Consider the following 21,552-nt stretch of genomic DNA (forward strand, 5'->3'; position numbering starts at 1 on the left):
GTCGGTTTGCCGATATGCAGCGCCCCGCCCGGCTGAAGCACGCCGGAGGTCGCCACTACCGTGGTTTCGGTCGGGCCGTAGTTGTTGACCAGCTGGAAGCCCGGATCACGCTCGAAGTAGCGCAGGCGGTCACCGCCGACCAGCAAGGTGCGCAAGGTCGGGTGCTGACGCTCGCGGCGCAGCGCCTGCTCGGCCACTGGCGTCGGCAGGAAGCTGACGTGCAGCGGTTGCTCCAGCCACCAGTCCAGCAGTTCGTCGACGTGCTCGCCGCCGATGTGGGCTGGCGGCAGGTGTAGCGTCGCGCCGGCGCACAAGGCCGGCCAGGCTTCCCAGGCCATGGCGTCGAAGCCGAAGCCGGCGACGCTGGAGGTCTGGCTTCCCGCGCCCAGCTCGAAGGCCTCGCAGTGCCAGTGCACCAGGTTGGCCAGGGTGCGGTGTTCGACCATCACGCCCTTGGGCTGGCCGGTGGAACCGGAGGTGTAGATCACATAGGCCAGTTGCTGTGCGTCCATCCCGGCAACAACCGGATTGCTGTCTGGCTCGGCCAGCCAGGCATCGCCATCCAGCGCGACGTTGGCCGTATCGCCAACCAACGCGGCGGTAGCGGCCTCGACCAGTACCAAGGCCGGCGCACTGTCGCTGAGCAGATAGGCAATCCGCTCCGCCGGATAGGCCGGGTCGACCGGCACATAGGCCGCGCCGGCCTTGAGCGCCGCCAGCATGGCGATCAAGCGCTGCGGGCCGCGTTCCAGGCACAGGGCAACCCGGTCAGCGAGTTTCACACCCCGGGCGATCAGGTGATGGGCCAGGCGATTGGCGCGCTGGTTCAGCTCGCCATAGCTCAATTGCTGCTGACCCTGTACCACCGCCACGGCCTCTGGCCGCTGGGCTTCGACCAACGCCTGGATCACCTGCCCTTGCGGGTAGGCCACGGCTGGCGGGTTCATACCTTCAAGCAGTTGCACTCGCTCCTGGGCATCGAGGATCGGCAGCGTATCAACACAAACCGTGCCCTCTTGCTCCAGGGCCTGGATCAACTGCGCCACGGCCGCCGCCATCCAGTTCGCCACGCGCACGGCGCCAATCCCCTGCTGGGCCAGCACACTCAAGCTCAAGCCCTCGCCCAGGTCGTCCACGCTCAGGGTCAGCGGGTAGTTGCTGCGCTCCTCGCCGCCCAACTGGTGCATGCCCTGGAAGCTATCGCCGGCGTCGCTGGCGATGCCCGCAGGGCTGTGCCGGTAGTTGAGCAAGGCACTGAACAGCGGTGCCGAAGCCGGCACGCCGCTGCAACGCTGGGCCAGGGCCAGGGAGGCATGCTCATGGCCGAGCAACGCCGAAAGCCGTTGGTGCGTGACGCGCACCGCCTCCTTGGCGCTGAGGCGAGTATCGATGCGCAGCGGCAAGGTGTTGATGAACACGCCCAGCGCGCGGTCGGCGCCCTCGCCACCTTGCAGGCGCCCCATCAGCACGGTGCCGAACACCACGTCCTGGCGCCCGGCCAGCACGCCCACCACTCGCGCCCAGGCCAAGTGCATCAGGCTCGCGGCACTGACGCCGAGCTGGCGTGCCAGCAGGCGAACTCGCCGTGCCAGGGCCAGGTCGAGCGCTTGCCGGGCCTCCTCGATATCACGACCATCGCCTTGTACATCGGCCAGGCCCATGGGCAAGGTCGGTTCCTCGACATCACCGAGCATTTCGCGGAAGAACGCTTCATGCCCTGCCTGCGCGGCGCCCAGGCGCACCTGGGCGACATAGGTGCGGTACGGCACTGGCGCGGCCAGTTGCGCTCCGCGCCCGGCCAGCAAGGCCTGCATCTCGTGCACTATCACTTCCATGGCCGTGTGGTCCAGGGCCAGGTGATGGAAGTGCAGGATCGCCACCACCCGTTGCTGCGCCGGGTCCAGGGCGTAGGTCAGGCGCAGTAGCGGCGCCTGGGTCAGGTCCAGGCGCTGCTGGCGGGCATCGAAATGCCCGTGCAGGTGATCGATCACAGCGTCCTCGCCCAGCCCAGTGACTTCGCTCACCACCAGGCGTGCCTGGCGCCACACCACTTGCACCGGTTCGGCCAGCCCTTCCCACACCACCGAGGTGCGCAGGATGTCGTGGCGGTCGATGACCTGTTGCAAGGCCGCCGTGCAGGCGTGCAGACGGTCCAGGCTGTCGAACGCCAGCCGGGTCTGCAGCAGGTATGGATCGCCCTGTTCGGCGCTCAGGTGGTGGTAAAGAATGCCCTCCTGCAACGGTGCCAGCGGGTAGATTTCCTGCACGTTGGCCGCGCCGCCCGCCACCGTGGCGACGATACGGTCGATGCTGGCCTGGTCCAGTTCGATCAGGCTGAGCATGGCCGGGGTGATCCGGGTCGCGGCCACCGGCACGCGGTTGGCCGGCACCTCGATTTCGCGACCACTGCCAACCGCCGCCGCCAGGGCGGCCAGGGTCGGCTGGGCGAACAGCACGCGCACATCGGCGTCGAGGCCGGCCTTGCGCATGCGCTCGATCAGGCTCACCGCCAGCAGCGAGTGGCCGCCCAGTTCGAAGAAGTGATCGTGACGCCCCACCTGCTCGACCTTGAGCACTTCAGCCCAGATCGCCGCCAAGGCCGATTCAATCTCGCCCTGCGGCGCCTCGAAGGCACGGCTGACCAGTGCCTCGCGGCCCGGCGCCGGCAGCGCCCGGCGGTCGAGCTTGCCGTTGGCGGTCAGGGGCAGTGCGTCCAGATGCACGTAGGCCGCTGGCAGCATGTAGTCCGGCAGCTGGCCTTGCAGGCGTTCGTGCAGTTCGGCAATCGCTGGTGCGTTGCCGGTGAAGTAGGCCACCAGGCGCTTGTCGCCCGGCTCGTCCTCGCGCACCACCACTGCCGTGTCACGCACGCCTGGGCATTCGCCCAGGCGTGCCTCGATCTCGCCCAGTTCGATACGGAAGCCGCGCAGCTTGATCTGTTGGTCGGCCCGGCCCAGGTAACGCAAGGTGCCGTCGACCTGCCAGCAGACCAGGTCGCCACTGCGGTACATGCTGCCACCGTTGAACGGATCGGGCAGGAAACGCTCGGCGGTCAACTCCGGCTGGCCCAGGTAACCCAGGGCCACGCCGTCGCCAGCGATATACAACTCGCCTACGGCGCCCACCGGCAGCAACTGCTGGCGGGCATCCAGCACATAGCAACGTGCGTTGCCGATCGGCTTGCCAATTGGGATGCTGCCCTCGCCCACCTGGGTGATTTCATGGGTGGTGCTGAAGGTGGTGGCCTCGGTCGGGCCATAGCCATTGATCAGGTGTTGCGGGGCACCGTCGCGCAGCACGCGGGCGATCACCGCCGGGTCCAGCACATCGCCCCCCACCATCAGGTAGCGCAGCGTGCGGAATACCGGCAGCAGGTCGTCGGCGAACTGGTGGAACAAGCCCGCCGTCAGCCACAGCACCGTCACGCCCTGGCTCAGCAACGCTTCGCGCAAGGCCTGGCGCGATAGCACCTGGTTCTGATCGATCACCACCACCGTGCCACCATTGAGCAGCGGCGCCCAGACTTCCAGGGTGCTGGCGTCGAACGCCGGGTTGGAGGCAAAGGCCACGCGGTCCTGGCTGTTGAAGTCGGCGAAGCCGTTGTTGATCACCAGGCGCACGATGGCCCGGTGCGGCACCTGCACGCCTTTCGGTGTGCCGGTGGAACCGGAGGTGTACATGATGTAGGCCGCGCTGCCGGCGTTCACAGCCAGTTCCAGGTCTTCGCCGGCATAGCGCTCCAGCTCGAGCCGGTCCAGCTCGATGCGCTGTACACCTTCCACCTGCGGTTGATCGCTGTGGGTCAACAGCAAGCGCGCCTGACTGTCGGCAACCATGAACGCCTGGCGCTCGGCCGGGGTATTGCCGTCCAGCGGCACGAACACTGCAGCGCACTTGCTCACGGCCAATTGCGCGGCCAGCAGGTCGAACGAACGCGGCAACAGCAACGCCACCCGATCGCCGGCCTGGATGCCCATTTCCAGCAAGTGGCCTGCCAGGCGGTTGGCTTGTCGATTCAGTGCCTGGTAGCTCCAGCGCCGCGTGCCATGGGCCACCGCCAGCGCCTCGGGGCTGACCTTGGCGTGGGCCTCGAACAGCCCGTGCAGAGGCATCTCATGCGGGTATTCGCGCTGGGTGTCGTTGAACTGGCGTAGCACCCGCTGCCGCTCGGCGGACGGCAAGGCGACCAGCGCGTGCAGCGGGGTTGCCGGGGCCTGCGTCAACGCCTCGGCCAGTTGTGCCAGGGCCGCCTGCAACAGCTGGCCAACCTGCGCCCCGTCCACCTCAGGCACGGCCTGTACGGTCAGTGAGAAACCACTGCCCAAATCATCGACGCTGACCACCAGCGGGTAGTTGCTGCGCTCATGGGCCGCCAGCAGCTCGATGCCGTCCCAGGCCCGTGCCTGCTCGGCACTGCCCGCCGGGCTATGGCGGTAGTTGAGCAGACTGGTGAACAGCGCCTGCGAGGCTGGCACGCCGCTGCAGCGTTGGGCCAGGGCCAGCGAGGCCTGCTCATGGGCGAGCAGGCGCGCCAGGCGCTGGTGGGTCAGGCGCACGCCCTCGGCGACGCCGGCCGCACCAACACTGACTCGCAACGGCAAGGTGTTGATGAACATGCCCAGGGCCCGCTCGGCGCCCTCGCCGCCCTGCAGGCGGCCAAGCAGCACGGTGCCGAACACCACCTCCTGGCGCCCGGACAACTGCGCCAGCACCTGGCCCCAGGCCTGGTGGACCAGGCTGGCGACACTGACGCCCAAGGCCCGCGCCTGCTCACGCAGGTGCCCGGCCAACGCGTCATCCAGCTGCTGCCGGTACTCAAGCACCTGGCGACCATCACCCAGGGTGTCGCGCAGGCCGAACACATCGGTTGGCTCGTCGATATCGCCGAGCAGCTCGCGGAACATCGCTTCCTGGGCCTGGCCATCGTGGCGCAGGCGCGCCTGGGCCACATAGTTGCGGTACGGCACGCTGTCGCCCTGGGGCGCGCGGCCCAGCAGCACATCGGCGACCTCGGCCACCAGCAGCTCCAGGGCGGCGTGGTCGAGCAGGATATGGTGCAGCAACAGGGTCGCCTGCAAACGGCCATGCACCCAGTTACTGCTCAGATGCAGCAGCGGCGCGCGCCCCATGTCCAGGCGCACCCTGTCCAATTCCGGCTCAAGGCTCAGCCGCGCCTCGCGCCAGACCACCTGCACGGCCTCGTCCAGCCCTTGCCAGTGAACGCTGGTGCGCAGAATGTCGTGACGCGCGATCACCTGGTTCAACGCCGCGACGAAGGCGTCCAGCTCGGCCTGCCCGGCGAAGGCGAAGCCCATCTGCAGCACATAGGGATCGACCTCGGCACTGGCCAGGTGGTGATAGAGGATGCCTTGTTGCAGCGGCGCCAGGGCGTAGAGGTCCTGAACGTTGGCCGCGCCGCCGGGGATGCCTTGCACCAGGCTGTCGAGGGCCGCCTGGTCCAGGCTCGCCAACGGCAGCATGTCGGTAGTGATGCGCGTGCAGTCGGCCGGGATCCGGTTGGCGGGCACCTGTACCGTCGCCTCGCCGCCCACTGCCGCGGCCAGCGCCGCCAGGGTCGGCTGGCCGAACAGCACGCGGATATCCGCCGCCAACCCGGCCTTGCGCATCCGCGCGGTCAGGGTCACCGCCAGCAGCGAGTGGCCGCCCAGTTCGAAGAAGTTGTCCTGCCGGCCAACCTGGGCCACGCCGAGCAGTTCGCGCCACAGCTGCGCCAACAGTACCTCGACCTCGCCTTGCGGCGCTTCATAGGCCTGCTGCGGCATATCGGGCGCTGGCAGGGCCTTGCGGTCGAGCTTGCCGTTGGGGCTCAGCGGCAGTGCCTCCAGGTGGGTGAACGAGGCTGGCACCATGAAGTCCGGCAACTGGGCCAGCAGCGCGGCACGCAGCACCTCGGCGGTGTGCGCCACACCGGTGTAGTACGCCACCAGGCGCTGGTCGCGGGCCAGCACCACGGCCTCCTTGATACCCGCGAGCGCCGTCAGGCAGGCCTGGATCTCGCCCAGTTCGATACGCAGGCCACGGATCTTGACCTGGTCATCGTTGCGCCCCAGGTACTCGAGGTTGCCATCGGCCAGGTGCCGGGCCAGGTCGCCGGTGCGGTACAGGCGCGCGCCGGCACCGCTGGCGAACGGGTCGTTGATGAAGCGCTCGGCCGTCAGTTCGGCGCGGTTCAGGTAGCCACGGGCTACCTGCACGCCACCGATGTACAGCTCGCCCGGCACGCCACGCGGCACCGGTTGGCCGTGGGCGTCCAGCACATAGAGCGTGGTGTTGGCGATCGGCTTGCCGATCGGGGTGTTGTCCGGCGCCTCGACGCAGTGCCAGGCACTGACGTCCACCGCCGCTTCGGTCGGGCCATAGAGGTTGTGCAGCTCGACGCTCGGCAGTTGCGCGAGGAAACGGCGCACCAGGCTGCCGGGCAAGGCTTCGCCACTGCACAGCACTCGCTTGAGGCCTTCTGCCTGCACCTCGCCGTGGGCCAGGAACACATCCAGCATTGATGGCACGAAGTGCAAGGTGGTGACACCCTCGGCACGAATCACTTCACGCAGGTATTCCGGGTCGCGGTGCCCACCGGGGCGGGCCATGACCAGACAGGCGCCGGTCTGCAACGGCCAGAGGAATTCCCACACCGACACGTCGAAGCTGAACGGGGTCTTCTGCAGCACCACGTCGTGCGCACCGAGTCCATAGGCGTCCTGCATCCACAGCAGGCGGTTGACCACCCCGGCATGCTCGTTCATCACGCCCTTGGGCAGGCCGGTGGAGCCGGAGGTGTAGATCACATAGGCCAGGTGGCGCGGGGTCAGGCCGGCGACCTGCGGCGCCGTGGCCGGCTGCGCCAGCCAGGTGGGCTGGTCGAGATCGACCAGGCGCGCGCCCTCGGGCACCGCGCGGGTGGCCGCATGCACCAGCACCGCCACGGGCGCGCTGTCGCTGAGCATATGGCGGATGCGCTCGGCCGGGTACTCCGGATCGACCGGCACATAGGCGCCACCGGCCTTGAGGATGGCCAGCAGGCCAATCACCATCGACAGCCCACGTTCGACGCAGATCGCCACGCGGTCATCGGGCTTCACGCCCAAGGCGATCAGGTGATGGGCCAGGCGGTTGGCCTGTTCGTCGAGCTGGCGGTAAGTCAGCTCGCCCGCCTCGGCCTTGACCGCCACGACGTCCGGGGTGCGCCGTACCTGGGCTTCGATCATCCCGTGCAAGGTCTGCTCCAGGTCATAAGCCACCGCAGTGTCATTGAAGTCTTGCAACACCAGGCGACGTTCAACCGGTTCCAGCACCGGCACGCCGGTCAGGGCGCGCTCAGGCTGCTGCTCCAGCGCCTGCAACAGGCCTTCGAGCACGTGCAGCAACTGCCCGCAGACCCGCTGCGCGCCTACCTGCGGCGTCACCCGCACACTCAGGCGCAGGCCATCGCCGAAATCGTCGACATCCAGGGCCAGCGGGTAGTTGCTGTGGCCCTCGCTGCCCAGGGTCTCGATGCCTTGCCAGGCGTCGAGCTGCGCACCCGCACGGGTGCTCTGGCGGTAGTTGAGCATGGCGCTGAACAATGGCAGTGGCGCGGCCACCTGACTGCAACGCTGGGCCAATGCCAGCGAGGCGTGCTCGTGGACCAGCAGCGCCGACAGGTCACGCTGTATCGCCTGCACGCCCTCGCGCACGCTGACGCCGGCCAGGTCGACACGCAGCGGCAAGGTATTGATGAACATACCCAGTGCCCGCTCACTGCCCTCGCCGCCCTGCAGGCGGCCCAGCAGCACGGTGCCGAACACCACGCGGTCCTTGCCGCAGGCGGCTGCCAACAGGCGTGCCCAGGCCAGGTGCAGCAGGGTCGCGCTGCTCACCCCAAGCTGACGCGCCTGGTCGCGCAGGCGCTGGTAGCGCTGGCCGGCGAACTCGACCTCGGCCACCTCGATGGCCAAGCCCTCACCCTGCACCTCGCGCAGGCCGAACGGCAGGCTCGGCTCGTCGATATCGCCCAACTGCACACGGAAGAACGCCTCGTGCTGCACCTCGCTGACGCCTTGGCGCGCCTGCACCACGTAGTTGCGATAAGGCACCGAAGGCGCCAGTGGCAGATCCTCTCCCAGCAGGTAGCCGTGCATCTCCGCCCGCACCCCCTGCATGGCCACGTGATCGAGCACGATATGGTGGAACTGCAACACCGCCTCGACTCGCTGGCTGCCCGCCTCGGGACGGTGCAGCAGGCGGATCAGCGGCGCCTGGGCCAGGTCCATGCGCGTCAGCTGACGCTCATCGAGTGGCAAGACGTGCAGCGGCGCCTGGCGCCACACCACTTGCACCGGCTGCGGCAGGCCTTCCCACAGCACCGCGGTGCGCAGGATATCGTGGCGAGCGATGACCCGCTCCAGAGCCTGGGCGAACGCGGTCAGGCGCTCGAGGCTGTCGAAGCGCAGATGCGCGCGCAGGGCATAAGGGTCGACGTCGGCGCTGCTCAGGTGCAGGTAGAGAATGCCCTCCTGCAATGGCGCCAGCGGGTAGATGTCCTGCACGTTGGCCGCACCGCCCGGCACGCTGGCGACGATCTGTTCGATCGTTGCCTGGTCCAGGTCGAGCAACGGCAGCAGCTCGGGGGTGATGCGGGTGCAGCCCGGTGGAATCAGGTTGGCCGGCACCGGCACCTCGTGGCCTTGGCCCAGGGTCGCTGCCAGGGCGGCCACGCTCGGCTGGCCGAACAGGGTGCGCACATCCACCTGCAAGCCGGCCTGGCGCAGACGCGCGGTGAGGCTGACCGCCAGCAGCGAATGGCCGCCGAGTTCGAAGAAGTTGTCGTGCCGCCCCACACGTTCTACACCCAGCAACTGCGCCCAGATCTCGGCCAGCAAGGTTTCCGTCTCACCTTCGGGGGCCTGGTACTGGCGCGGCTGCACATCGGGTACTGGCAGGCGCTTGCGGTCGGGCTTGCCGTTGGGGGTCAGCGGCATGGCCGCCAGGTGGACGAACAACGCCGGTACCATGTACTCCGGCAGTTGCAATAGCAAGGCCGCGCGCAGGGTGTCGGCGGCTTGCGCTTGGCCCGTGTGGTAGGCGACCAGGCGTGGGCCGTTGTGCGGGTGCTCGTGCACCAGCACCAGCGCCTCGCCGACACCTGGCACCCGGTTCAGGCAAGCCTCGATCTCGCCCGGCTCGATGCGCAGGCCGCGCAGCTTGACCTGATGATCGATGCGGCCCAGGAACTGCAAACTACCGTCGGCCAATTGGCGCACTCGGTCGCCACTGCGGTACAGACGCTCGCCGGGCTTGAACGGGCTGGCGATGAAGCGTTCGGCTTGCTGCTCGGGCAGCCCCAGGTAGCCGCGCGCCACCCCGGCACCGCCGATATGCAGGTGGCCGGCGACGCCCCAGGGCACTGGCTGGTCGTGGGCGTCGAGCACATACAGGTGGCTGTTGTCGATCGGCCGGCCAATCGGCAGCGCGCCTTGCGCCACGGCATCTTCGGGGTACAGCGTGCAGACGCTGCAATCCACGGTGGTCTCGGTGGGGCCGTAGACGTTGTGCAGCCGCACCTGTGGCAGGCGCTCACGCACCTGGCGAGCCAGGGCTTCGGTCAACTCGCCGCCGCCACAGACGATATCGGTGAGGCTGGCGCAGCGAGCACTGTCCGGCTGCTCGAGGAACTGCTGCAACAATGCCGGGACGAACTGCACCACGCCGATCTGCTGACGCTCGATCAGCTCGACCAGGTACTGCGGGTCGCGCTGCCCGTCCGCGCGGGCCAGCACCAGACGCCGCCCGCTGCACAGGGGCCAGAACAGCTCCCACACCGAGGCATCGAAACTCACCGGGGTCTTGTGCAGCACCGCCTCGTCGCCCGGGAATTGTCGTTGGCTCCAGTACACCAGGTTGGCCAGGTTGCGGTGTTCGACCATCACGCCCTTGGGCACGCCGGTTGAGCCGGAGGTGTAGATCACATAAGCCAGGTGGCTCGAGTTCAGGCCCGGGACCTGCGGATCATGCTCAGGCTGGGCGCTCCAGTTGGGCTGGTCGAGGTCGACCCGCGTCGCCGCCAGCTCGCCCGGCAGCGCGGTACTGGCGCCCTGCACCAGTACCGCGCGGGGCTGGCTGTCGCGGAGCATGTGGCCGATACGCTCGGCCGGGTAGTCCGGGTCGACCGGCACATAGGCGCCACCCGCCTTGAGAATGGCCAGCAGGCCGATCACCAATGCCGGACTGCGCTCGACACAGATCGCCACTCGCGTGTCGGGGCCTACCCCTTGTTCGATCAGGTGATGGGCCAGTTGGTTGGCCTGGGCGTTCAACTGGCGATAGCTCAGTGATTGACCTGCGCCCTGCACGGCAATGGCCTCCGGCTGACGCGCGGCCTGCCGCTCGAACAACACCTGGATCGGTAGCCCGAGGTCATGGGGCTGGGCCGTGGCATTGCAGGTCTGCAGCAAGTAGTCACGCTCCGCCGGTTGCAGCACCGGCAGCAGCAACAGGGCCTGCCCGGGTTCGCGCTCCAGCCCGTCGGCCAAGGCCTGCAATACCTGTTGCAGTTGCTCGCACACCCGCTTCGCGCCAACCGTGGCCGGCGCCATGGCAACCAAACGCAAGCGCTCGCCCATGTCATCGACACTCAGGCTTAGGGGGTAGTTGCTGCGCTCCTGACCGTCGAGGAACTCGATGCCTTCCCAGTCCAGGCGCCGTGCCTCGTCGGCCACCTGGCCATGGCGGTAGTTGAGCATGGCGCTGAATAGTGGTGCCGGGGCCGGCACACCGCTGCAGCGCTGGGCCAGGGCCAACGAGGCGTGCTCGTGGACCAGCAGCGCGCTCAGGCGCTGCTGGGTCAGGCGCGCGGCCTCGCCCAGGCTCAGGCCTGCCAGGTCCAGGCGCAGCGGTAAGGTGTTGATGAACATACCCATCGCCCGCTCGGCGCCCTCGCCGGCCTCCAGGCGCCCCAGCAGCACGGTGCCGAACACCACGCGTTCGGTACCGCTGACTGCTGCCAGCAGGCGCGCGTAGGCCAGGTGGAAAAGGCTGGCAACGCTGATGCCCAACTGCCGGGCCTGTCGGCGCAGGCGCAAGGCCAGGCCGTCATCCAGCCACAGTTGCGCTTCCTCGCTGGCCTGGCCGTCGCCTTGTACATCGCTCAGGCCGAATGGCAGGGTCGGTTCGTCGATATCGCCCAGTTGCGTGCGGAAGAACGCCTCGTGCTCGGCCTGGCTGACGCCCAGGCGCGCCTGGGCCACGTAGTTGCGGTACGGCACTGGTGGTTGCGCCGGGGCCGCGGCGCCGCTCAGGTAGTCGAGCAACTCGGCGCCGACGATTTCCAGGGCGGTGTGGTCGAGGACGATATGGTGGAACTGCAACAAGGCTTCGATGCGCCCATCCACTTCGTGGTGCAGCAGACGGATCAAGGGCGCCTGGCTCAAGTCGATGGCGTGCGGATTTTGACCGGCAAGCGGCGCCACCTGCAGCGCAGCCTGGCGCCAGACTACCTGCAGCGGCTGCGCCAGGCCCTCCCAGAGCACCGCGGTGCGCAGCACATCATGCCGGGCGATAGCGGTTTGCAGCGCGCCGGCAAAGGCTTGCAGGCGTGCCGGGCTGTCGAAGGCGATACGCGATTGCAGCACATAGGGGTCGTGCTCGGGCGAGCTGAGGTGGTGGTAGAGAATGCCCTCCTGCAACGGCGCCAGTGGGTAGATGTCCTGCACGTTGGCCGCGCCGCCCGGTACCGTGGCAACGATGCGCTCGATGGCGGGCTGCTCCAGGTCTACCAGCGGCAGCAGCTCGGGAGTGATCTGCGTGCAGCCCAGCGGGATCCGGTTGGCCGGCACCTCGACCCTGCGGCCATGGCCCAACGTAGCAGCCAACGCTGCCACGGTTGGTTGGCCGAACAGCGTGCGTACATCGGCCTCCAGGCCGGCTTGGCGTAGACGCGCGGTCAGGCTCACCGCCAGCAGCGAATGGCCACCCAGTTCGAAGAAGTTGTCGTGGCGGCCAACCTGCTCAACGCCCAGCACCTCGGCCCAGAGCGCGGCAATGGCGATTTCCACCGGGCCTTCGGGCATGGTGTAAGCCTGGCCGGTGAGCAAGGTCGGTTCCGGCAATGCCTTGCGGTCGAGCTTGCCGTGAGCCGTCAGCGGCAGCGCGTCCAGCTGAACAAAGGCTTGCGGCACCAGATGAGCCGGTAAGCAAGCTTGCAAGCCCTGGCGCAGCGCGTCGCTGTCCACCGGCACGGTCTCGGTGAACCAGGCCAGCAGGCGTTCGTTGCGCACCAGCACCACGGCATCGGCGATGCCCGGCTGGGCTTTGAGCGCGGCCTCGATTTCGCCCAGTTCGACCCGCACGCCGCGGATCTTCACCTGGTCATCGTTACGGCCCTGGTAGTCCAGGGTGCCATCGGCGTTCCAGCACACCAGGTCGCCGCTGCGGTACATCGTGCCGCCGTTGAACGGGTCGGCCAGGAAGCGTTCGGCGGTCAGGTCCGGGCGGTTGAGGTAACCGCGCGCCACCTGGGCACCGCCGATGTACAGCTCACCGACCACACCGACGGGCACTGGCTGACGCTGTTCATCCAGCACATAGACCCGGGTGTTGGCGGTCGGTTTGCCGATATGCAGCGCCCCGCCCGGCTGAAGCACGCCGGAGGTCGCAACTACCGTGGTTTCGGTCGGGCCGTAGTTGTTGACCAGTTGGAAGCCCGGATCACGTTCGAAGTGTCGCAGACGGTCACCGCCGACCAGCAGCGTGCGCAAGGTTGGGTGTTGCTGCTCGCGACGCAGCGCCTGTTCGGCCACTGGCGTCGGCAGGAAGCTGACGTGCAGCGGTTGCTCCAGCCACCAGTCCAGCAGTTCGTCGACGTGCTCGCCGCCGATATGAGCGGGCGGCAGGTGCAGCGTCGCGCCGGCGCACAAGGCCGGCCAGGCTTCCCAGGCCATGGCGTCGAAGCCGAAGCCGGCCACGCTGGAAGTCTGGCTACCGGCGCCCAGCTCGAAGGCCTGGCAGTGCCAGTGCACCAGGTTGGCCAGGGTGTGGTGTTCGACCATCACGCCTTTGGGCTGGCCGGTAGAGCCGGAGGTGTAGATCACATAGGCCAGTTGCTGCGCGTCCATCCCGGCAACCACCGGATTGCTGTCTGGCTCGGCCAGCCAGGTATCGCCATCCACAACAACGCTGGCCTTATCTCCAACCAACGCGGCGGTAGCGGCCTCGACCAGCACCAAGGCCGGCGCACTGTCGCTGAGCAGATAGGCAATCCGCTCCGCCGGATAGGCCGGGTCGACCGGCACATAGGCCGCGCCGGCCTTGAGCGCCGCCAGCATGGCGATCAAGCGCTGCGGGCCGCGTTCCAGGCACAGGGCAACCCGGTCAGCGAGTTTCACACCACGGGCGATCAGGTGATGGGCCAGGCGATTGGCGCGCTGGTTCAGCTCGCCATAGCTCAATTGCTGCTCACCTTGCACCACCGCCACGGCCTCTGGCCGCTGGGCTTCGACCAACGCCTGGATCACCTGCCCTTGCGGGTAGGCCTGGGTGGTGTCGTTGAACGCCACCAGCACCTGCCGCAATGCCGTCTCATCGAGTATCGGCAATTGTTCCAGGGCCTGCGCCGGCGCCTGCTGCAATGCCAGCAACAACTGCCTAAGGGCATTGACCATCCACCGACCGACTTGCGCCGCTGGAATGCCGGCGGCAGCGAGCACGCTGAGGCTGAAGCCCTCACCCAGGTCGTCCACGCTCAGGGTCAACGGGTAGTTGCTGCGCTCCTCGCCACCGAGCAGGCGCACGCCCTGCCAGATGCCCTGGCCATCGTGCGCGGCGGGGCCCGCACTGTGCCGGTAATTGAGCAAGGCGCTGAACAGCGGCGCCGAGGGCGCCACGCCGCTGCAGCGCTGGGCCAGGGTCAGCGGCGCATGCTCGTGGCCGAGCAAGGCCGACAGGCGCTGATGAGTCGCCTGCAGCGCCTGGGTTACAGGCTGAGCCACATTCACCCGCAACGGCAAGGTGTTGATGAACATCCCCAGGGCGCGGTCGGCGCCCTCGCCACCTTGCAGGCGGCCCATCAGCACGGTGCCGAACACCACGTCCTGGCGCCCAGCCAGCACGCCCACCACCCGCGCCCAGGCCAAGTGCATCAAACTGGCAGCGCTGACGCCCTGTTGCCGGGCTTGCTCACGCACCGCCCGGGCCAACGCCGGTGCCAATTGCAACTGGGCCTGTTCGAGCGCCCCTCCATCGCCCTGCACATCGGCCAGACCGTACGGCAGGGTCGGCGCTTCGACATCGCCCAGTTGCGCGCGGAAGAACGCCTCATGGCCGGCCTGGTCCTCGCCCAGGCATACCTGGGCCACATAGTTGCGGTACGGCACCGCCGGCGGCAAGCAGTCGCCGCGACCGTCCAGCAACAGTTGCATTTCCTCGCCGATCACCGCCATGGCGGCGTGGTCGAGGGTCAGATGGTGGAACTGCAGCAACGCCACCCATTCACCCTGGCGCGGGTCCTCGGCGAACAGCAGGCGCAGCAGCGGCGCCCGGGTCAGGTCCAGGCGCTGCTGGCGAGCGTCGAAGCGCGCCTGCAGCCCATCGAGTACCGCCGCTTCGTCAAGCCCGGTGACCTCGGTCACTTCCAGCCGTGCCTGGCGCCACACCACCTGTACCGGTTCGGCCAGGCCTTCCCATACCACCGAGGTGCGCAGGATGTCGTGGCGGTCGATGGCCTGTTGCAGGGCCGCGGCCCAGGCCTGCAAGCGCGCCGGGCTGTCGAACGCCAAGCGCGATTGCAACAGGTACGGATCGCCCTGTTCGGCGCTCAGGTGGTGATAGAGGATGCCTTGCTGCAACGGTGCCAGCGGGTAGATTTCCTGCACGTTGGCCGCGCCGCCCGGCACCGTGGCGACGATGCGGTCGATGCTGGCCTGGTCCAGCTCGATCAGGCTGAGCATGGCCGGGGTGATCCGGGTCGCGGCCACCGGCACGCGGTTGGCCGGCACCTCGATTTCGCGACCACTGCCAACCGCCGCCGCCAGGGCGGCCAGGGTCGGCTGGGCGAACAGCACGCGCACATCGGCGTCGAGGCCGGCCTTGCGCATGCGCTCGATCAGGCTCACCGCCAGCAGCGAGTGGCCGCCCAGTTCGAAGAAGTGATCGTGACGCCCCACCTGCTCGACCTTGAGCACTTCAGCCCAGATCGCCGCCAAGGCCGATTCAATCTCGCCCTGCGGCGCCTCGAAGGCACGGCTGACCAGTGCCTCGCGGCCCGGCGCCGGCAGCGCCCGGCGGTCGAGCTTGCCGTTGGCGGTCAGGGGCAACGCGTCCAGGTTCACGTAGGCCGCTGGCAGCATGTAGTCCGGCAGCTGGCCTTGCAGACGTTCGTGCAGTTCGGCAATTGCTGGCGCGTTGCCGGTGAAGTAGGCCACCAGGCGCTTGTCGCCCGGCTCGTCCTCACGCACCACCACGGCGGTATCGCGCACACCCGGGCATTCGCCCAGGCGTGCCTCGATCTCGCCCAGTTCGATACGGAAGCCGCGCAGCTTGATCTGTTGGTCGGCCCGGCCCAGGTAACGCAAGGTACCGTCGGTCTGCCAGCAGACCAGGTCGCCACTGCGGTACATGCTGCCGCCGTTGAACGGATCGGGCAGGAAACGCTCGGCGGTCAACTCCGGCTGGCCCAGGTAACCCAGGGCCACGCCGTCGCCAGCGATATACAACTCGCCAACGGCCCCCACCGGCAATAGCTGCTGCCGGGCATCCAGCACATAGCAACGTGCGTTGCCGATCGGTTTGCCAATCGGAATGCTGCCCTCGCCCACCTGAGTGATCTCATGGGTGGTGCTGAAAGTCGTCGCCTCGGTCGGGCCATAGCCATTGAGCAGATGCTGCGGAGCGCCGTCGCGCAATACGCGGGCAATTACCGCCGGATCCAGCACATCGCCCCCCACCATCAGGTAGCGCAGCGTGCGGAATACCGGCAGCAGGTCGTCGGCGAACTGGTGGAACAAGCCCGCCGTCAGCCACAGCACCGTCACGCCCTGGCTCAGCAACGCTTCGCGCAAGGCCTGGCGCGACAGCACCTGGTTCTGATCGATCACCACCACCGCACCGCCATTGAGCAGCGGCGCCCAAACTTCCAGGGTGCTGGCGTCGAACGCCGGGTTGGAGGCAAAGGCCACACGGTCCTGGTTGTTGAAATCAGCGAAACCGTTGTTGATCACCAGGCGCACGATGGCCCGGTGCGGCACCTGCACGCCTTTCGGCGTGCCGGTGGAACCGGAGGTGTACATGATGTAGGCCGCGCTGTCGGCATCAGCCGTACGCTGCGGCGCTTGATCCGGGTAGCCATCGAGCATGAGCTGATCAAGCTCCACCCGCCGCGCCGCGCTCTGCAAAGGCTGGTCGGCATGGGTCAACAGCACCCGCGCTTGGCTGTCATTCACCATGAACGCCTGGCGCTCGGCCGGGGCATTGCCATCCAGCGGCACGAACACCGCGGCGCACTTGCTCACGGCCAGCTGCGCGGCCAGCAGGTCGAACGAACGCGGCAGCAGCAACGCCACCCGCTCGCCGGCCTGCACCCCTAGCTCGACCAGGTGCTGCGCCAGGCGATTGGCCTGGGTCTGCAGCTCGGCGTAGGTCCAGTGGCGCCCGCCATGCACCACCGCCAGCGCCGCTGGCGTGCGCAGGGCATGGGCCTCGAACAAACGGTGCAAGGGCTGCTCACGCGGATAGTCGCGAGCCGTGGCGTTGAAGCCGTGCAACACACGCTCGCGCTCGGCTGCGGGCAGGCCGTGGAGGCTGTGCAGGGCGCTGTCGGGGGCCTGCTCCAGCGCCGTGACCAGGTGCACCAGGGCCATCTGCAACAGTTGGCAGACCTGCTCGCCATCGACCGCTGCCACGGCCTGGACGGTCAGGCGCAGATCGCTGCCGTAGTCGTCGACGTTGACCACCAGCGGATAGTTGCTGCGCTCCTCCGCGGCGAGCAACTCGATGCCCTGCCAGCGCGGGCCCTCGGCCTGCTCGCTGGTGCTGTGGCGGTAGTTCAGCAAGCTGGTGAACAACGCCTGCGCAGCCGGCACGCCACTGCAACGCTGAGCCAAGGCCAGCGAGGCCTGCTCACGTTCGAGCAGACGCGCCAGGCGCTGGTGGGTCAGGCGCACGCCCTCGGCAACGCCGGTCGCGCCGACACTGACCCGCAGCGGCAAGGTGTTGATGAACAAGCCCAGGGCTCGATCGGCGCCCTCGCCGCCTTGCAGGCGGCCGAGCAGCACGGTGCCGAACACCACTTCCTCGCGCCCGGACAACTGCGCCAACACCTGACCCCAGCCTTGGTGGACCAGGCTGGCGACACTCAGACCCAGTGCCCGTGCCTGCTCGCGCAGGCGCCCGGCCAAGGCCGGGTCGAGTGCCAGGCGGCTATCGCGCACTGGCTGGCCATCGACCTTGGCCTCGCGCAGGCCGAACACTTCGGTCGCTTCATCGATATCGCCCAGCAGCTCGCCAAACAGCGCCGCGTCCGCCTGGCTGTCGGCGCCCAGGCGAGCCTGGGCCACGTAGTTGCGATAAGGAATGCTCGGCGCCAACTCGGCCGGGCCTTGCAGCAAGGCGCCGACTTCGGCCACCAACTGCTCCACCGCCGTGTGGTCGAGCAGGACATGGTGCATCAGCAAGGTCGCCTGCAAGCGGCCATCCTCGAACTGGCTGCTCACGTGCAGCAGCGGTGCGCGGCCCAGGTCCAGGCGCGGGATCGGCAACGCCGGGCTCAACGCCAGCGGCGCATCGCGCCAGACCACCTGCACCGGCTCCTCCAGGCCCTGCCAATGCAGGCTGGTGCGCAGGATGTCATGGCGGGCGATCACCTGGTTCAGCGCAGCGACGAAGGCGTCCAACTGCGCCTGCCCGGCAAAGGCGAAGCGGGCTCGGCCGACATAAGGGTCGGCGCCCGTGCTGGCCAGGTGATGGTAGAGAATGCCCTGCTGCAACGGCGCCAGGGCATAGAGATCCTGGATATTGGCCACGCCGCCAGGAATCTGCGCCACAACCTGGTCGATGCCAGCCTGGTCGATACTGGCCAGGGGCAGCAACTGCGGGGTGATGCGTGTGCAGCCGGCATCGATGCGGTTGGCCGGCACTTCGACACCTGCCTGGCGGCCCACGCTGGCGGCCAACGCCGCCAGGGTCGGCTGGCCGAACAGCACGCGCACGTCGGCGTGCAGGTCATGCCGGCGCATGCGCTCCACCAGTCGCACCGCCAGCAGCGAATGGCCGCCGAGTTCGAAGAAGTTGTCCTCGCGCCCCACCTGCTCGACACCCAGCAGCTCGGCCCAGATCGCGGCCAGGCATTGCTCGGTCTCGCCCTGTGGTGCCTGGTACTGGCGCAGCGGCGCCTCGGGTTCCGGCAGGGCCTTGTGGTCGACCTTGCCATTGGCGGTCAGTGGCATCGTCGCCAGGTGGATGAACAGTGCCGGCACCATGTACTCCGGCAACTGGGCCAGCAGGGCCTCGCGCAAGCGCCCGGCCTCCTGCGTCACGCCGCTGTAGTAGGCCACCAGCCGTGGGCCGCTCAGGGCATGCTCGTGGACCCGCACCAGCGCCTCACGTACCCCGGGTACTCGATCGAGGGCCGCCTCGATCTCGCCCGGTTCGATACGCAGGCCGCGCAGCTTGATCTGGTGGTCGTTGCGGCCCAGGAACTCCAGCACGCCGTCGGCGCGCTGGCGCACCAGGTCGCCGCTGCGATACAGCCGTTCTCCAGCTACGAACGGGCTGGCGATAAAGCGCTCGGCCTGCTGCTCGGGCAGCCCCAGGTAACCGCGGGCCACGCCGGCGCCGCCGATATGCAGGTGCCCGGCCACGCCCCAAGGCAGCGGCTGGTCGGCACTGTCGAGGACATACAAGCGGGTATTGGCGATGGGCCGGCCGATCGGCAAGGCGCCCTCTGGCAGCGGTGCCTGGGGCTCCAGGGTCCAGGCGGTGCAGTCGACCGTGGTTTCGGTGGGGCCGTAGACATTGTGCAGGCGCACCTGTGGCAGGCGCTCACGCACCTGGCGCGCCAAGGCCTCGGTCAGCTCGCCGCCGCCGCAGACGATATCGCTGAGGCTATCGCATGAGGCGCTGTCGGGCTCCTCGAGGAACTGCTGCAACAGCGCTGGCACGAACTGCACCACACTGACCTGGCGCTGACGGATCAGCTCGATCAGGTAGCGCGGCTCGCGCTGGCCGTCTGGCCGCGCCAATACCAGGCGCAAGCCCGAGCACAGCGGCCAGAACAGCTCCCACACCGAGGCATCGAAGCTCACCGGGGTCTTGTGCAGCAGCGCGCCCTGGGGCTGGTTGGCGATCAACTGGGCGCTCCACTGCACCAGGTTGACCACGTTGCGGTGCTCCACCATCACGCCCTTGGGCTGGCCAGTGGAGCCTGAGGTGTAGATCACGTAGGCCAGGTGCCGCGGCGTCAGGCCAACGACCTGCGGGTTGCTCGACGGTTGCGCGGCCCAGGTCGGCAGGTCGAGATCGATCGTCAGCGCAGCCCCTTGGCCGATCCGATCACGGGTCGCGGCGTGCACCAGCACCGCTACCGGGGTGCTGTCGCCGAGCATGTGGCGGATCCGCTCGAGCGGGTAGCTGGGGTCGAGCGGCACATAGGCGCCACCGGCCTTGAGGATCGCCAACAAACCGACCAACAGAGCCGGCCCGCGTTCGACGCAGAGCGCCACGCGCTGGTCGGGGCCAACGCCCAGTTCGATCAGGTGGTGGGCCAGGCGGTTGGCCTGGTCATTGAGGGCCTGGTAGCTCAGCTCGCCCTCCTCGGCCTGCAGCGCGACAGCCTCGGGGCGTTCGGCCACTTGCTGCTCGAACAACGCATGCAGCAACTGCTCGGGCGCCTGCCCAGCAGCGCTGGCATTGCCTTCGAGCAACAACTGCTGGCGCTCTGGCGCGGTCAGCACCGACACCTGCAGCAACGGCCGCTCAGGCTCGCGCTCCAGGGCATCGGCCAACTCGCCGAACACCTGCAGCAACTGCCCGCACAGGCGCTCGGCGCCCCAGGCGGCCAGGGCCTGGACAGTCAGGCGCAGGTCCTCGCCCAGGTCATCGACCGCCACGGCCAGGGGGTAGTTGGTGCGTTCCTCGGCGCCGACCACATCGATACCCGGCGCCACGGCGATCACTTCGGCAGCGTCGCCAGCGCCGCTGTGGCGGTAGTTGAGCATGCTGTTGAACAGTGGCGTTGGCGCCGCCACGCCGCTGCAACGTTGGGCCAGGGCCAGCGGCGCCTGCTCGTGGTCGAGCAGCGCGGTGAGCTGGCGGTGGGTGGCCAGCAACGCCGCGCGCGCACCCTGCCCGGCCAGGTCGACACGCAATGGCAAGGTGTTGATGAACATGCCCAGCGCCTGTTCGCTGCCCAGGCCCGCGGCCATGCGCCCGAGCAGCACGCTGCCGAACACGACCGACTCACGCCCGGACAACGCCCCGAGCAGCCGTGCCAGGCCCAGGTGCATGATGCTCGCCGGGCTCGCCCCCAGTTGCCGGGCCTGGGCGCGCAGGCGCTGGCTGAGGGCAGTGGGCAGGGTCATGCGTGCCTGTTCCACCGCCTGGCCGGCCAGTTCCGTCACGCCGAAGGCCAGGGTCGGTGCGTCGATATCCGCCAGCATGGCACGGAAGAAGGCTTCATGGGCCTGCTCGTCGCGGGCCAGCGCGGTCCTGGCCAACAGGTCGCGGAACGCCACCGCTGGCGGCAGCTGCTCGCCCTCGCCGGCCAGGCGCGCGTGGATTTCGCGGCGGACGATATCCAGGCCGGTATGGTCCATCACGGTGTGGTGGAACAGCAGCAAGGCCACCACCTCGCCGTCTTCACCACGGGCATCGACCAGGCGCAGCAACGGCGCCTGGCGCAGGTCCATGCGGTAATGCGTGCTGTCGAAGCGCTCGCACAGGTGCCGCAGTGGCGCTTCGCCCGCCGTCACCGCGAGCGTTTCACGGGCCAGCGGCGCCTGGCGCCAGACCACCTGGCGCGGGGCGTCCAGCAACTCCCAGGCCATCGCCGTGCGTAGGATGTCATGGCGCTGGATCACCCAATCCAGGGCCTCGGCAAACGCTTCCAGGTGCGCCGGGCTGGCGAAGCGCAACTGCGCCTGCAGCACGTAGGGGTCGCCGTTGCGGGCACTCAGGTGGTGATAGAGCATGCCCTCCTGCAGCGGCGCCAATGGGTAGATGTCCTGCAGGTTGGCCACGCCGCCCGGCACGCTGGCGACGATCCGGTCGATGGCGGCCTGATCGAGGCCAGCCAGCGGCAGCATCTCGGGAGTGGCCCGCAGTGCCGGGCTCAGCCAATCGTCGCCCTGCTTCGCGAGCATCTCCAGCAGTGCCGGTTTGTGGGCAGCCAAGGCGTCCCACAAGGCATCGTCGAGGGCATCATCGGCGCCGTCGACCAGCAGGTCGGCCTCCTCGCGCTGGAGTCGGATCGCACGGGTGGAAAGCGCTGCCATGAGTTCGCTGAAGAGCATCGGTAAGCATCCTGCTTTTGCCAATCGGAAATGCTTGGAACGCTAATGGATTGGGCGA

The 21,552-nt window shown here is 68.4% G+C and carries 1 protein-coding gene (only partly in view); it reads right to left on the reverse strand.

All coding sequences use genetic code 11. From position 1 onward, the window contains the following. A protein-coding gene (locus tag HU772_RS12750) for a non-ribosomal peptide synthase/polyketide synthase (RefSeq protein ID WP_186659393.1) crosses the window boundary here: on the reverse strand, nt 1-21,494 show its 5' portion. 3,958 nt of this gene lie to the left of the window's left edge; only the first 21,494 of its 25,452 coding nucleotides appear in the window; its start codon is at nt 21,492-21,494; the stop codon falls past the left edge of the window. Nucleotides 21,495-21,552 lie beyond the last annotated feature (58 nt).

It is taken from the genome of Pseudomonas xantholysinigenes (assembly GCF_014268885.2).
Lineage (GTDB): Bacteria > Pseudomonadota > Gammaproteobacteria > Pseudomonadales > Pseudomonadaceae > Aquipseudomonas > Aquipseudomonas xantholysinigenes.